Source organism: Dolichospermum sp. UHCC 0315A, assembly GCF_008121535.1.
GTDB classification, from domain to species: domain Bacteria; phylum Cyanobacteriota; class Cyanobacteriia; order Cyanobacteriales; family Nostocaceae; genus Dolichospermum; species Dolichospermum lemmermannii.
Genome location: NZ_CP043056.1, coordinates 37,202 through 52,055 on the forward strand (window position 1 = coordinate 37,202; position 14,854 = coordinate 52,055).

General features: G+C 35.5%; 13 protein-coding genes. 11 read left to right on the top strand and 2 right to left on the bottom strand.

The features are described from left to right. Positions 1–265 precede the first annotated feature (265 nt). The 11 genes from BMF77_RS00195 to BMF77_RS00245 all read left to right on the top strand — a co-directional run bounded on the left by BMF77_RS00195 (position 266) and on the right by BMF77_RS00245 (position 13,771). Positions 266–2,494 (top strand): polysaccharide biosynthesis tyrosine autokinase, encoded by a 2,229-nt coding sequence (locus BMF77_RS00195; RefSeq protein WP_148759700.1) that lies wholly within the window; start codon positions 266–268, stop codon positions 2,492–2,494. A gap of 567 nt (positions 2,495–3,061) precedes the next feature. Continuing rightward, complete coding sequence (hepC, locus tag BMF77_RS00200; protein WP_148759702.1) at positions 3,062–3,814, top strand: heterocyst development glycosyltransferase HepC; 753 nt, start codon at positions 3,062–3,064, stop codon at positions 3,812–3,814. A 112-nt stretch (positions 3,815–3,926) separates the two neighbouring features. Then, positions 3,927–4,871, top strand: a complete 945-nt coding sequence (locus BMF77_RS00205; RefSeq protein WP_148759704.1) for a hypothetical protein — start codon at positions 3,927–3,929, stop codon at positions 4,869–4,871. Between the two features lie 66 nt (positions 4,872–4,937). Beyond that, positions 4,938–6,767, top strand: coding sequence for a heterocyst formation ABC transporter subunit HepA (gene hepA, locus BMF77_RS00210; RefSeq protein WP_148759706.1), 1,830 nt, complete (start codon positions 4,938–4,940; stop codon positions 6,765–6,767). A gap of 14 nt (positions 6,768–6,781) precedes the next feature. Then, positions 6,782–7,960 (top strand): glycosyltransferase family 1 protein, encoded by a 1,179-nt coding sequence (locus tag BMF77_RS00215; RefSeq protein WP_148759708.1) that lies wholly within the window; start codon positions 6,782–6,784, stop codon positions 7,958–7,960. After that, positions 7,947–8,933, top strand: coding sequence for a glycosyltransferase family 2 protein (locus tag BMF77_RS00220; RefSeq protein WP_148759710.1), 987 nt, complete (start codon positions 7,947–7,949; stop codon positions 8,931–8,933). The genes BMF77_RS00215 and BMF77_RS00220 overlap by 14 nt, the downstream gene beginning before the upstream one ends. Before the next feature lie 25 nt (positions 8,934–8,958). Next, positions 8,959–10,161: a glycosyltransferase family 4 protein gene (locus tag BMF77_RS00225; protein ID WP_148759712.1), complete on the top strand. Its 1,203-nt coding sequence runs from the start codon at positions 8,959–8,961 to the stop codon at positions 10,159–10,161. Beyond that, positions 10,079–11,032: a glycosyltransferase family 2 protein gene (locus tag BMF77_RS00230; RefSeq protein WP_148759714.1), complete on the top strand. Its 954-nt coding sequence runs from the start codon at positions 10,079–10,081 to the stop codon at positions 11,030–11,032. The genes BMF77_RS00225 and BMF77_RS00230 overlap by 83 nt, the downstream gene beginning before the upstream one ends. 88 nt (positions 11,033–11,120) lie before the next feature. Next, positions 11,121–12,545 (top strand): O-antigen ligase family protein, encoded by a 1,425-nt coding sequence (locus BMF77_RS00235; protein ID WP_148759716.1) that lies wholly within the window; start codon positions 11,121–11,123, stop codon positions 12,543–12,545. A 183-nt stretch (positions 12,546–12,728) separates the two neighbouring features. Beyond that, a complete protein-coding gene (locus tag BMF77_RS00240) occupies positions 12,729–13,172 on the top strand; it encodes a hypothetical protein (RefSeq protein ID WP_148759718.1) in 444 nt (147 codons plus the stop codon). Further along, the gene (locus tag BMF77_RS00245) at positions 13,169–13,771 is read left to right on the top strand and encodes a PIN domain-containing protein (RefSeq protein WP_148759720.1); all 603 of its coding nucleotides are present in this window, start codon (positions 13,169–13,171) and stop codon (positions 13,769–13,771) included. Before BMF77_RS00240 ends, BMF77_RS00245 begins: the two co-directional genes overlap by 4 nt. A 252-nt stretch (positions 13,772–14,023) precedes the next feature. Here BMF77_RS00245 and BMF77_RS00255 read toward each other — a convergent pair whose 3' ends face one another. Together BMF77_RS00255 and BMF77_RS00260 are read right to left on the bottom strand one after the other, a co-directional pair. Next, positions 14,024–14,452, bottom strand: a complete 429-nt coding sequence (locus BMF77_RS00255) for a hypothetical protein (protein WP_148759722.1) — start codon at positions 14,450–14,452, stop codon at positions 14,024–14,026. A gap of 97 nt (positions 14,453–14,549) precedes the next feature. Continuing rightward, a complete protein-coding gene (locus BMF77_RS00260; protein WP_148759724.1) occupies positions 14,550–14,822 on the bottom strand; it encodes a hypothetical protein in 273 nt (90 codons plus the stop codon). Between the last annotated feature and the right edge of the window lie 32 nt (positions 14,823–14,854).

Below are 14,854 nucleotides of genomic sequence, written 5' to 3' on the forward strand. Positions count from 1 at the left end.
TTAATGATCGGAAAAAACTTCTGTTTTTCCCTCCCCTACTCTCCCTGCCCCTCCTCTCCCCCTGCTTGCCTTTACCCGTCATTTTTGGATTGACAGACCACTAGTGCAGCATGGCAAAAATAACTAATCATTAAAAATTCCTAGAAAGCTTATATAATTTGCTTTTTTAATTTTTAATTCTGCCCTGCGGTATTAGAGGTGTGCATCGCTAATTCATTTAATTTTTAGGTGTTTGCGTAGTGTATCGCAGATAAGGATAATAAAAGTGGTTCAAACTAGTCTAAATCCCAATATAAATCCAGCATCAGAAACAGAACCAGGTTATGGACAAATGTTTGCAGTAATTCTGCGAAGATTTCCCTGGTTATTATTAGTATTGCTGAGTTCTACTGCTATTGCTGGCATCATCACCTTGAAAACAGAACCCAGCTTCAAAAGCACCATGCAATTGTTAGTAGAACCTAACTATCAAGGCAAGAAAGAAACTGATAACACAGAAAGTCAATTCACTGATACTAATGTGGAGGTAGATACTGCTACTCAATTAAACTTGATGCAGAGTTCTGGACTGATTAAAAAAGCAGTTGATAAACTCAAAGCTGAATATCCAGACTTAACCGTAATGGATTTAAAAAAATCCTTAGTCTTAACTCAAATTAAGAGTCCAGAGGATAAGGTTGCCACTAAAATATTTCAAGTTGATTATACCAGTAACGATCCAGGAAAAGCCCAAAAAGTCCTGCAAACAATACAGCAAGTTTATTTAGAATACAACAAACAACAGCAAAATTCGCGGTTACAAAAAGGTCTCCAAGTCATTAGAGAGCAATTAAGAAAAGCGACAGATGAAGTAACTGTTTCCGAAGCAAATCTACAAAGGTTTCGCAGAAATCAAAATCTAATTGATCCAGATGCTCAGGCTAAAACCGTAGAGACAACTTTAAATACTGTCCAACAGGAACGACAAGCAACTCGTTCTTTGTATGAAGAAGCTTTAGCAAAGCAAAAATCTTTGCAAGTACAACTGAATCGTTCTCCACAAAACGCCTTAGTTTCTTCTCGTTTGAGTCAGTCTACCCGCTACCAAGGCTTACTCAACGAAATCCAAAAAACCGAACTGGCTTTAGCACAAGAACGCTTACGTTTTACTGATGATACTCCCGGCGTTCAAAAATTGAACGAACAACTACAAAGTCAAAAACAACTTTTACAAAAAGAAGTTAGTAGAACTTTAGGAGAAAAGACGAATCCTGCCTTTAGTTCTAGAGACAATCTTTTAGAACAAGGACAACTAGGACAAATTGATCTGAATCTCACAGGTCAATTAGTAGAAACCCAAACTACCATCGTTGCATTAATCGCCCGCGATCAAACTTTAGCCACAAAAGAGAAAGAATTACAAGCCGAACTCAAGCGGTTTCCTTCTCTATTGGCTTATTACAATCGCATTCTTCCCCAACTACAATTTAGCAGAGAAAGATTAGAACAATTATTAAGAGCCGAACAAAAGTTACGCCAAGAACTTTCTAAAGGTGGATTTAATTGGGAAGTGGTAGAAGAACCACAAGAAGGTTCTCAAACTGGGCCTAACATGAGACAGAATCTCCTCTTAGGAGGAGTCATTGGCTTAATGTTAGGAGGGGCTGCTGCCTTTATTCGTGAAGCATCTGATGACGCTGTACATACTACTGCGGAATTAGAAAAACAGGCTGCTCTCCCCTTATTAGGAACAACTCCTAAATTGCCACCTGCTAAACCCAGAGAATCAATGATCAAATTGCCATTTGGCAAACCAGAAGTTCTGGCTCCTTGGACAATTCAAGTATTACAATCTTCTCCCCGCTGGGAATCACTTGATCTCATTTACAAAAATATTGAACTGCTGAATAAAGTCTCAGATTTAAGATCATTAATGGTAACATCAGCATTACCAGATGATGGTAAATCAGCTTTGGCATTAGGTCTAGCCATGAGTGCGGCTCGTCTACATAAAAAAGTCTTACTAATTGATGCTAATTTACGCGATCCTAATCTGCACAAACAATTAAATCTTCCTAATGAACAGGGACTTTCCAGTTTATTAGAAAGTGAAGTTAATCTGCCTAATCATATTAGTGTTCCTTACTCTGGATCATCTTACATTGATATTTTGACAGCCGGACCAATCCCGACAGATCCTGCCCATCTTTTGAGTTCTCCCCGCATGATCCAATTGATGGCTGCATTTGAAGAAAATTATGATTTGGTAATCATAGATGCCCCCTCAGTGCTTGGTTTAGTGGATGCTATGCTCACAGCATCCTCTTGTCGAAGTGTGGTAATGATGGCCAGCATGGGTAAAGTAACGCGTACCCAACTTAATCAAGCCACAAGGATGTTGAGTAAGTTAAATTTGATTGGTGTTGTGGCTAATGGTGCATCTCCATCTGATAGCACCTATGTACCTTATGTCAAGCCAAAACAATTGGTTTTACAACCGGTAATGGAAGAATAAACCAGAATATTTGCTCAATATTTAACCAGCTACGATAGATTTACCCCTGCACTTGACAGGGGTTTTTGCATTTAAACAACAAGATCAAAGATCCCCGACTTCTTAAAGAAGTCGGGGATCTAAGTTGAGGAACTAATCCGCTCTAGAGTTATTTTTATTTACCTGATAAGCAAACTATAAGATGTTTTATAAACACAAAATGTTGGTTAATTTTATTTAGTTACCATTAATTCATTTTACCATATCTTAATATTGTGGAGAAAAAAGTAATATTTATTTAAAGAGTGAATAAAGAAGTTGTTTCTTGATGATTTATTTATCAAGAGTCTTATATTGTAGAGATTGAAACCCATCATCTAACTTTCAAAGACAAGAGCAAATAAATTCAGAAATTAAAGCGGATTCCTATATGTATTTTAATATAAATAAATTTTACAAGGAGGAACGCTGGTTAGTCATAAAAGTTAAATCTGCTGATCTTTAATGTATTTTTTACGATTGAGAAAATTTTAATTTCCTGATCGTAGAGATCAAGTCAATCTTTTACTACTTTATCACTTTTAATCTATGCCAATTTCAGTCATTTCTAGTCTAAATAATAACTCTATTATACCTCAGTCATCTGAAAATTTTAACTTCCTATCATGTACCTTGCAATGGCGGAGAGGAAAGTTATTGGTGAAAGCTTCTGAAAAATTGCCACAGCCCCATTTAGCTGCACTAGAAAATGAAGCATCGTTAATAGATTGCTTAAAACATTCTCCAGTTAGTTTAGTGAGCATAGATCCAAAAATTGGTGCTTCTTTATTAAAAGTTTGGGCAAATGCTTGTCAAAAAGCTAATAAGCCGATATTTATAAACATTTCTGTTTATCGAAAATCGTCAAAAAAAGGTAATCAAATTTTCAGGAATTTACGAATCATAGTTGATTGGGCTTGGGCTTTATTTCTGCTGCTGTTTATGAGTCCAGTTATGCTCGGAGGGTTAATAACTATCCAAATATATTCTCCAAAGTTACTGTTTGATTATGAGTGGTATATGGGAGAAAATAGACAACTTTTTCGAGCTATTAAATTTAGCTCAACAGCTAAACATGAAATGACTAATTTAATTGTTGTATTAGGTACATTTTTTCTAAATAATTTATCTAATGGATTGAATCTATTTCAAGGAAAATTTTGCCTACTTAATAATCGTTGTTTGTCTTTAGAAGATGCGGTTAAATTAAGCTTAGAAGCCCAGAGCAAAAAGTTAAATCAAAAACATAACTTCAGCGGTGCATGGCAAATAGAGAATAAGGTCAATTTGCCTATAGTTTAGAATAAATATATTCACTCTGTGTTTTTAAGCGCTTTTATCTAATTGATGAATACTTCCTGTTATCATCTTGATGACCATGAATTATGTACCTAATTAAAAAATAAGAAATATCATGCAAACAGCGATTTGTACCGTATTTGAAAAAGACTATCATTATGGTGTGGGGGCTTTAGTAAATTCCTTATATCACCACGGGTTTCGAGGCATAATTTGGGCTGGTTATCGGGGAAATGTGCCACCTTGGGCTAAGTCTTTGAAAACAGAAAATGGTTATCAAGAGTTTTCTTTAGGTGAAGGTTGTGCAATCCGATTTGTCAAACTAACAACTCCAAAACATTTAGGTTTTTATAAACCTGATTTTATGTCCCAATTATGGGAAAATTACTGTCCAGATATTGATGCCTTATTTTACTTTGATCCTGATATCGTCAATAAATGTGAGTGGGATTTCTATGAAAATTGGGTAAGTCGAGGAATTGCTCTTTGTGGTGACTCTTGGTATCTTGTATCAGCGAACCATCCTCGACGATTAGCATGGAAAGAATTTGCTGAAAATAATGGTTTTGCTTGTGAACGAGAGTTAGATTATCACTACAATAGTGGCTTCATTGGAGTTCATAAAAACTACAAATCTATCTTGAAAGTCTGGCAGAAATTAGAAGAATTGGGTGAGATAGCAGGATATGCCAATTTAAAGGATCTTTATAACGGTAATACCTTTAATTATTATCCATATCTGTATGGAGATCAGACTTATTTAAACTTAGCATTGATGCTAACTAATTATCCTTTGAGTACCGTTGGCCCAGACGGCATGGATTTTGTTCCTGGTGGTACTATCATGTCTCACGCTACAGTTCCAAATATTAAACCTTGGCGCAAAAAATTGCTTCTCAGTGCTTTAGAAGGTAGCTCTCCCACCATAACTGATAAATTATATTGGCAACATAGTCAAACACCTATTCAACTTTATTCAATGGCAAAAATACTATGGCAGAAATTTGAAATTCTCTGTGGTTCTGCTCTTGGTCGTTTTATTCGTCGCGCTCCTATGTAAGCATATTTATTTTCTTGAGATTGATGCTTCTGTGCTTAATTATCAAAATTATTGGTCAAAATTTTTATGGATTCCAAATTTCTACCGTCAACAATGAAAATCTTTCAAGCTACAAGTTTGTGGCAAAATAATCGGGTAATATTCCGAGAATTTAAACACTTTCGAGTTGTGGCTATTTTAGCTATCGTATTTTCCGCTTTAGCTGCCAGTTTTGAAGGGTTTGGTTTAGGATTTTTGCTGGTATTTTTGCAAAGCTTAACTACTCCTGGGGCTGAACCTGTGAAAACAGGAATAGGCTGGTTTGATATTTTGATTTTAGGAATTAATGCTTCCACAACAGAGCGATTATATCGAATATCAGCTTTAATTGTTGTTACAACCTGTATGCGGGCATCGTTCAATTATATAGGACAAATTTGCATCCAGTTTAGTGAAGTAAGTTTAGTAGATAATCTCCGTAAACGAATTTTTCAACAGTTAGAGGCTCAAACTCTTAATTATTTTAGTCATAAAAAATCTGGAGAATTAGTTAATATACTCACCAGTGAAATGGAGAGAATTAGGCAGATTTTTGGCGGACTAGCTTTTTTAATCACTAGAAGTTTTACACTGATTATTTATTCTATTTCCTTGTTTATTCTTTCCTGGAAACTGACTATAGTTTCTATTTTGCTATTTAGTCTTTTAGCGGTGGCATTATCCACTCTAAATAAACAAATTAGAGAACGTAGTTTTGCGATTACTTCTGCTAATGATAATTTTACGGCTAGGGTGCTAGAGTTTATCGAAGGTATTCGCACAATTCATGCTTTTTCTACTCAAGAATTTGAGCGAAAACGGTATTATCAAGCCAGTGAAAAAATTGTTAATACGTGGAAAAGTGTTTATTGGATTTCTTTGATAGTTAAGCCTTTGGCTGAAAGTATATCTACGCTAATTCTAATTAGTATGATTATTGTGGCTTTAACCACAGGATTAATGAAAGTTTCAGCTTTGTTAACTTTCTTTTTTGTCCTGTTCCGCATTATCCCCATGACTCAAGATTTGAATGGAGTCGTGGCTTTTTTAAGTACCCAAGCGGGAGCAGTGGAAAATATCAAGGAGTTGTTAAAAACTGATGATAAAATTTACTTTCAAAATGGCGCACTCAGATTTCCTGGTTTTAAAAGATCAATTGATTTAGTGTCGGTAGATTTTGATTATAGTCTTAATCAACGAGTCTTACATAATATTACTCTCTCCATTAAACAAGGGGAAATGACGGCTTTAATTGGTTCATCTGGGGCTGGAAAAACCACACTTGCAGATTTAATTCCGCGCTTTCATGATGCTACTGATGGCTATATTTATATAGATGAAGTTGATATTTGCAAATTTGACATTAACTCTCTGCGTTCTCAGATAGCAGTTGTCAGTCAGAACACTTTTATTTTCAATACTTCTGTTTGGAATAATATTGCTTATGGGACACCAAAAGCTACAGAAATAGAAATTAAAGAAGCTGCACGATTGGCAAATGCTTTAGAATTTATTCTAGAAATGCCGGAAGGTTTCGATACGCAATTAGGAGATAGAGGTGTGCGGTTATCAGGTGGACAAAGACAAAGAATTGCGATCGCTCGCGCATTGCTGAAAAACCCCGAAATCCTGATTCTAGATGAAGCTACAAGTGCCTTAGATTCAGTGTCTGAGCGGTTAATTCAAGAATCCTTAGAAAACCTATCTGTTGGCCGCACAGTAATTGCGATCGCTCACCGTCTTTCTACTATTGCAAAAGCAGATAAAGTTGTGGTTTTAGAACAAGGAAAAATCGTAGAACAGGGAGCATATCAAGAGTTACTTCAACAACGTGGTAAGTTTTGGCAATACTATCAAATTCAAAATGAAGTGAGATAAATAAGTGCAAAAACATGAAACATGAACAGTTAACTAACTTTAATGGCAAAATATATTTTTTCTGTTTACCTAGAGGAGAAGGTGAAAAAGAAGATCAATTTCAGCATTTGCTGATTTGTTTAGGAGAAGGCTTTCGAGAATTAGGAATATCCTTTGTTTCTAATATCAATTACTGGCAAGAGTCAACGGAAAAACAAGAATATCTCTTTCGTCATGATCCAGCTATCACAACCGATGACTGTTCTATTGTCGTATTTAGTAATAATTGGTTCAATATTAATCATCCTCTGCCAGATAATTTATTTCATGCAGAACGAAAATATTTAACCGTTTATTTAGATGGTAATGATAACGATAAAGATTATCATAAATTACCAGAATATAAACAATTTGATTTCATTCTCAAGACCCATTCCAATCACCATCTAAATTATCTAGATAATTTTTATCCCTGGTCTTTTGGATTGAGTAACCGGATATTACATGAATTGAAAGAAGTTCCCAATTTCCAGGACAAAAAAAGACAAATACTTATTAATTTTCGACATTGGCAAACTGGTCATCCCGTCAGAAATATTAGTTCCAGCCTATTAATCCCAAAAATTAGTGATATTTTCCAAATCAATAATACTGTTGATAACCAAGCTGAATATCCAACTGAACCCTATCATCATCTCCATTGGTTACAAACTGGTAAACGTCATTATCCAAATTACTATAACCGTCTCAAATATTCAACCGCTTGTGCTTGTTTCGGTGGTTTTTTTGTCCCTGCTTGGCCTAAAAATTCAGGTGGTTTAATTAATCGGAATATTCAACGGATAATAAAAAAATTGCGGTTAAAATCAAATACAATTCTACAATGGGATAGTTGGCGATTTTGGGAATCTTTAGCCGCAGGATGTGTGACATTTCATGTTGATTTTGAAAAATATGGGATTACTTTACCTGTAATGCCTGAAAATTGGCGACATTATATTGGTGTAGATTTAGATAATGTTCAAGCCACAATAGATAGAATTACAGAAAATCCCGAAATTACCAAATATATTGCTCAAGAAGGAAGAAGTTGGGCAATTAAAAATTATAGTCCTGTCCCTACAGCTTTGCGTTTTTTAGAGATAGTTTCCCAAAAACAAACAACAACTAAAAGTAGTTTATCTTCTCATCCTAAAATCAATGTTAAATATTAACTCCTCCGAACCTTTGGTAAGCGTGATTATCCCCACCTATAATCGTCCAGAATATCTAAAACAAGCAATTAATAGTGCTATTAAACAAACTTATCAAAATCTAGAAATTATCGTTTCTGATAATTGCAGTTCTGAAAATCCTCAAGCACTAATTGAATCATTTCAAGACTCACGCATCAAATTTTGGCGACATAAAGAAAATATTGGGATGTTAGCTAACCAGTTTCATGGTTTTAAAATTGCCACAGGTAAATATGTGGCTAGTCTCCATGATGATGATATGTGGAATGAGGATTTTTTATCCAAACTTATTCCCAATTTAGAAGCAAATCCCGATTTAATTTTGGCATTTTGTGACCAATATATTATAGATGGTGATAGTAAAATTAATATTGCTGCCACTGAAAACAATACCCGCAGTTATAAACGTGATCAAATCACTCCTGGAGTTCATAAAAATTTTACTCAAATTGGCTTAATTGATAAAAGTATTCCCACTGCGGCTGCTTGTGTAATCAGAAATGGTGTGCTTAATTGGGATAATATTCCTTCAGAGGTTGACGGAATGTGGGATTTATATTTAACTTATCTTTGTTGTATTTCTGGCTATGGAGTTTACTATGTTCCTGAAAAATTAACCAAATATCGAGAGCATGAACAAACTGATACTATGCTTAGTGGTAGTCGCAATGTTCAAGCGAAAATTCGTAAAGGTAAAAGTGAGCTATTCTGTTATCAAACTTTTATGGAAGATCAACGGTTGCAGGAATTTAAGTCCTACTTTAAAACCAAATGGTTAGAAGCTAATACAACTTTAGGAATTGGCTTATTACGAGATCAAAAAATTACAGATGCTCGCCGTTATTTTTGGCAAACTTTAAGTGAGCAAAAATTTAATTTACGCAGTTTAGTCGCTTTAATTATCAGTTTTATTCCTACCAATTTAACGAATAAAATTTGGAAAGTTTCCTAATTTAGTCAATTACAAGAGGTTATGAGTGAAAATTTGTATTGTTACTCACAAAATCAGAAAAGGTGATGGTCAAGGTAGAGTTAATTATGAAGTGGTTCAAGAAGCCATTCGTCGTGGTCATGATCTGACATTATTAGCTAGTGAAATTGCCCCAGAGTTATCTGAAAATAATGCTGTTAATTGTATTTATATTCCAGTAGCAAGGTATCCTACGGAATTTATTCGCAATTTCATCTTTGCTAAAAAAAGTGCCGATTGGTTGCGTAAAAATCGAGCTAATTTGGATTTAATTAAAGTCAATGGCGCGATTACTATGGGGGCAACTGATGTCAATGCTGTACATTTTGTGCATGGTTCATGGTTGAAATCGCCTGTGCATATTTCCCATAACCGTAAAGATTTGTACGGGTTATATCAATGGTTATTTACTGCGGCTAATGCTTATTGGGAAAAACAAGCTTTTTGCCAATCTAAAATTATTATTGCTGTCTCAAAAAAAGTTGCCCAAGAATTAGTAAATATTGGTGTACCTCGTTCACAAATTCGGGTTGTTGTTAATGGTGTAGACTTACAAGAATTTGCTCCTGGTGTCAGTTCTCGGACGGCATTAGGATTACCTGAAAATGTCAATTTGGCCTTATTTGCAGGTGATATTCGGATTTCCCGGAAGAACTTAGATACTGTACTTCATGCTTTGGTAAAAGTTCCTAAATTACATTTAGCAGTTGTCGGTGGTACTCAAGATAGCCCTTATCCGGCAATGGCAAAAGCATTAAATATTAGTGAACGAGTGCATTTTTTAGGTTATCGCCATGATATGCCCCAAATTCAACGGGCATCAGATTTATTTGTGTTTCCGTCCCGTTATGAACCCTTTGGACTTGTAGTGATTGAAGCGATGGCTTCAGGTTTGCCCGTGATTACCGCCACTACTACTGGTGCGGCTGATTTAGTTAATCCCGACTGTGGCATCGTTTTAGACGATTGTGATGATGTTAATGCTTTAGCCGATGCGCTTAGGTTGTTAAATAGCGATCGCTCACTGCGTCAACAAATGGGTAAAGTTGCCCGGACTATTGCCGAGCAACATAGCTGGTCAACAATGGCACAAACCTATCTAAATATATTTGAGGAGTTAATCACCCATGAGAAACACCGTTCTCATCCCCACCTATCGCCGTCCTCAAGACCTAGCCCGGTGTCTGAAAGCACTGCAACAGCAAACTAAATCAGTTGATCAGGCGATCGTTGTTGTCAGAGATACAGACACAGAAACCCAGCAATTCCTCCACCAATTTCCGCCCCACCTCCTCCCCTTACAGATAGTCACCGTCACCCAGCCGGGAGTCGTCGCCGCCCTCAACGCCGGACTAGCACAAGTACAGGGAGACATTCTTTCCATCACCGATGATGATGCCGCTCCCCACCCGGATTGGTTAGCAAAAATTAATACTCACTTCAGCGTTAATTATACCATTGGTGGCGTAGGTGGTCGTGATTGGGTGTATCAAGGAGACAAATTAGAAAATGGTTCTCGTCCCATAGTTGGTAAATTGCAATGGTGGGGGCGCGTCATTGGCAACCATCACTTAGGAGTAGGCGCACCCCGTGAAGTTGATGTTATCAAAGGTGTGAATATGAGCTTTCGTACCCAGGCGATTGGCAAATTGCGATTTGATGACAGAATGCAAGGAACGGGCGCACAGGTACATTTTGAAATGTCCTTTGCCCTCACCCTCAAACGCGCTGGATGGAAAATGATTTATGATCCCAGCATTGCAGTAGATCACTATCCCGCCCAAAGATTTGATGAAGATCAACGCCACAACTTTAACGACACCGCATTAATTAACCTAGTCCACAACGAAACCTTAATTTTATTAGAACATCTTTCACCCCTGCGTCAAATTGTATTTTTATCCTGGTCAATTTTAGTTGGTACAAGAGAAAGTTTAGGAATATGTCAATGGTTAAGATTATTTCCCCAACAAAAAGAAATTGCCAGTAAAAAATTGCGAGCATCCTTACAAGGAAGATGGTTAGGATATCAAAAATATAGAAAGATAGGAAATCACCATCTTGTAGGAGTCAGGAGTTAAGAATCTTTATCCGCGTTCATCTGCGTTCATCTGCGTTCAATACCTCTTTAAATACTCCTTCCTAATACAAAATAGGCAAACATAGAGAATGATTTCCAAACCAATACTTTTCAATACAGTTTTAAAAGAACAATTTTCTCCCCAAGATCGATCTGCCCAAAGTTGGATGATCATTCTTGCTTTTATCCTCCTAATCACAGCTTGCTACTTTACCAGTACAGGTAGTTTACGCCTCGTTTTTCCCGCCACTGCTTTTCTAGTAGCGGCGTTTTTATACTTGCGGCATCCCATTCACTATATCGGCTTCACCTGGTGGATATGGTTTCTCACCCCCTTAATCACTCGTTTAGTTGACTATAAAGTTGGCTGGGACCCCACCCGACAAATGTTAATTGCACCTTATTTAGTCGTATTCCTGACTATATTCACCTTTTTAAAACATCTACCTAGCAGTCTTCGTCAAGGGGGACTGCCATTTCTTTTAGCTGCTATAGGAGTTTCTTATGGATGTTTAATAGGTTTAATTTACAATCAACCACTCCCTGTAGTTCGGAGTTTTTTAGATTGGTTAAGTCCCATAATTTTTGCTTTTCACCTATTTTCTAATTGGCGAGATTATCCCAGTTATCGTCAACATCTGCAAAGAACATTTATTTGGTGTGTACTCATCCTGGGAGCTTACGGTGTCTATCAATTTGTTGTCGCTCCTGAATGGGACAGATATTGGCTAATCGAATCTAAAATGTTTACCAGCGCTGGACACCCAATTCCCTTTGGAATGCGCGTTTGGAGTACATTACACTCACCAGGTCCATTTGGGACTGTCATGCAAGCTGGGTTACTATTATTATTTACCAGCACTGGTCCATTAATTTTCCCAGCTTCTGCTGTGGGTTATTTATCATTTTTACTTTCCCAGGTGCGAACAAGTTGGGGCGGCTGGTTATTAGGAATTATTATGATTTTTGGTTCAGTAAAACCCCAGATTCAAATGCGATTAATTACTATAATTTTAGTGATGACAATCTGTGTTATTCCCTTGGTAACTATTGAACCGCTTTCTAAAGTTATTACCACTCGATTTGAAAGTTTTTCTAATCTCGAACAAGATGGTAGTTTTAGAGATAGATCCGCAACTTATGACAGAAACCTGAATTTAGCTCTTTCTAATGTTGTCGGTAACGGCTTTGGAAATATCTGGAAAGTAAATGAAAAAACTGGACAAATAGAAGTAATTGTTATTGATAGCGGCATTTTAGATATGTTTTTTACCTTGGGTTGGATTGGTGCTATACCCTATATTGGTGGGTTGGTATTGCTGCTAGTTACGGTTAGTAATTATACAGAAGGTCGCTTTGATAGTTTTCTCAGTGCTGCCCGCGCTATTGGTATCAGTTCTTGCGCTCAGTTAATTATCTATAGCGGGATGTTGAGTATTGCCGGGATGATTATGTGGGGATTTTTGGCAATGGCTATGGCAGGACATAAATACTACAGCAGACCACAGAGTTGAATTAAAACCCCTCCTGAAGGTGGGGAAATAAAAGAAATTGGCTGATTTGCTCCTTTGTGCGATAACACCACAGAGGAGTTATAATTATTATGATCACATTTTATTGATAAATTGTGATAGAATTGAGTGCAAATATTTCCTGTATGAAAAGTAGTTAAACTATTAAGCAAGAGGTTAAATACCATGTTAAAAATACAACCTCCAACTATAATTGATTTTCAACCAGCAATTGCTGCTAAAGATAAAGATGATAAATATATTTTGATGATAGATGTGAGATTTTCCGCTATGTATTCTTCCCCGGATCTTAATATCTTAAAAATGGAACAATACCAGCATATTCCTTTTTTAATGTTTGTTAATTCTAATGTCATGAGAATCTTTAAGAGTCCAACTTTTGTAGAAGTAGCAAGATTGGACACGAAAAAGGTTTTAGAACATTATAATCCAAAAAGCATCGAAGGAATCATCTATCAATCTACTTTAATAACTTTAACTCAATCATGGTTAAGAGATTTAGCTTATCATTGGAAAAGTGAAACCCCCCCTTACATTGAGGAAATGAAGGAAATTGGCTTATTTACTCTTTTGTTTGATGGTACGACAGAGGAGTTAGAATTATTATGATTATTTATTTAGAAACTAATTCAATTATGGCAATTGCCAAAGGAAGAAACAAAGAATTAGAAGATTTTGTCTATCATTCTTCAGGAAATTTAAAATTTGTCATTCCTAGTATTTGTTTAATGGAAACATTAGTAGCGATAGAAGGAGAAGAAAAACGTAGTCAATCTTTTTCTCAAACTATTCAAATAGAAATGAATGAAGCTAAACGAAATAAAGAACTAAATAACTCTCAATCTTTTGTTAATTATTTAGAAAGTTCTTTAATTGATTATGATGACATATTAACTGATTTCAAAAAACGTTTTTTGAATATTCTCGAATATTTAAGAAATCATGGTGAATTGATTGAACCAAGCATTAAAATGTTAGAAGCTACTTTAAATAATCCTTTACTACCTGAGAAAAATCAAAGAAGAGATGATTTTATTTTACAGGTTATTTTAGCTCATGCTGAAAATAATTTATCAATGGATAAAGTCTTTTTTAGTGAGAATACTAAGGAATTTGGAAATATTAATATTCAACAGGTATTAGCTAATTTGGGAATTAATTATTTTAGTAAGATACCTAATTTAGAAGGATGGTTAAATAAACAATAAAAAATGCTAACTTGCATGGTTAATCTGCAAATTCTTCTAATGGAGCATCAAAATTATCAGCAATAGAAATAATATCTTTATCTGTAGTTTTGATATGATTATAGCATTTTTTATGAAGAAATAACGTAGGGGTTTAGCAATGCTCATTGGTGTCAATTTAAGCTGAAATCATTAATAGATGATGAATAAAACACCAATTAAGATAAAGATAATAAATGTTGGGTTTCGTTGCCTCAACCCAACCTACTTCTTCTAAAATGACCACTTATCAAAGAAATTTTTAATTAATTCTTGTGCCTTGGATGTTGTTGTACCTATAAACTTCCCTATCTCATAGCTAATATCATGAATCCAATTTTGAAATGAATTTTGAGATTTTGAAATTATACTTTTCTCATAATTATCCATTTCATTCAGTTTTTGAAGTAAACGACTTCTTAACAATTGAGTTGTAGATAAAGCATCTTCTACTTCTGATGGATAAAATTCATAGCCACAAGAACAATAAAATTTACTATCTGATATATTCCATTTTTCACTACACGATTCACATTTAACGAGTTTTTTGTAAGGTTCAACTAACAATTCTCCATTAAATGAACAATTTCTGTGGTAATTTTTACCCCAAGCTTTCTGACAATTTGGACATTTGGGAAACGGAAAACATATCCACTCGCTCATAAACTTAATACTAATTATTTTTGTTGTTTTTAGCTTCCATAAAATCTTAAATAATTTTATAGAAGCTTTAAGTTTTTGAAAATTAGTGATTTTGAATTTATCTTAAACCTGCGTTAAAACCTTTTTGCCAACCTCCTCCAATAGCTTTCACAATATCTCTACCAAATCCAATTACTTCTCCGACAACGTAACCGAATAATTCGGCAATAGAACGAAATAAACCAGACACAAAAGCTCTTAAACTGGCTTCTGATTTTGCTGCTATTCTTACCTCAGCATCACTCATAGAACCTATTTGGTCGATTAATCTAGATTTGATTTTAGCTATATCATCACTAGGGATATAAGTCTCGTTTGGAACATTTTTCATCGTCTATCTCCTCATTTCGTGTGGAAAATTGA